This window comes from Sphingobacterium shayense, from assembly GCF_013179575.1.
GTDB classification, from domain to species: domain Bacteria; phylum Bacteroidota; class Bacteroidia; order Sphingobacteriales; family Sphingobacteriaceae; genus Sphingobacterium; species Sphingobacterium shayense.
In genome coordinates, this window is record NZ_JABMCQ010000339.1 from 1 (window position 1) to 965 (window position 965).

The following is a 965-nucleotide window of genomic DNA, read 5'->3' on the forward strand; positions in this document are numbered from 1 at the left end:
GCCTTTTACTCAGTCGAACAGCATTGTAGTCAACGTGAATACCATCCACAATAATAGACGCCTTGACGGTAGGATGACAAGAAACCGCACCAGGGAGTCCCGTATCTCGGTGATGAAAGGAGGACATCGCATTCCAGAGATGTGTTGAACTCGATATCCCTTGTTTAAACCCAAGCATCGCTTGTTCAAAGGTTGCTGCACTGTGTCCTGCACTTAACACGATACCCTGGTCTAACAAATATGCTATGCTTTGTTCGCTCATCAATTCCGGAGCCACCGTCATCATCTTGACAGCTCCTTTACTACTGTCTAACAAGCCTTTGATACGCTCTAGGGTACCCTCAATAATTAACTCTTCTGGATGCGCTCCTCGTTTAACAGGATTTAAAAACGGCCCCTCCAAATGTAAGCCTAGTGACACTTTCGGTTCTGCTTGCGAAAACACATCGATCGCTTCCTTGAATACCTCGAGCGTATTAGTCGCCAAAGTTAACATAAATGAAGTGCACCCCTGCTTTAGCAAATTCGACTCAATACGCAGAAGGACTTCTTCTCGCAAATCCGCAGAGAACAAATCGTCAACCGTCCCATAAATCTGGAGATCGATCAGACCGGGACTTATATATGCTCCCTCGACATCCTGTCTCTCGTATTCCTGGGGAACGTCCAAACGAGGAATTATCCCGAAAATTTTCTCGTCAACCAATAGAAGGGCTTTATCTTTTACAAAGGTTTCCCCCGTAAAGATCATGCCATTGATAAGAGCAACTTTTTTTGACGTCATTTTTATATAAATATAAGGTATAGGCTTCCGCAGTATTATGGGAACAATATACAAGGAAAAACTCAAAAAATAACGTTAACGGTTGCTTAACCGTTAACTAGGATGACTATTTTATTTGACGATATAAATTAATTAATTGGCATACCAACGTCTGAAGACAACGATTCCTCAGGAAGATTAA

Annotated in this window: 1 protein-coding gene; it reads right to left on the reverse strand. The window is 42.4% G+C overall.

What is annotated here, in order from left to right; all coding sequences use genetic code 11:
* On the reverse strand, positions 1-784 hold a 784-nt coding region (nagA, locus tag HP439_RS19225; protein WP_172391927.1), incomplete at its 3' end, for an N-acetylglucosamine-6-phosphate deacetylase.
* Positions 785-965: the final 181 nt, after the last annotated feature.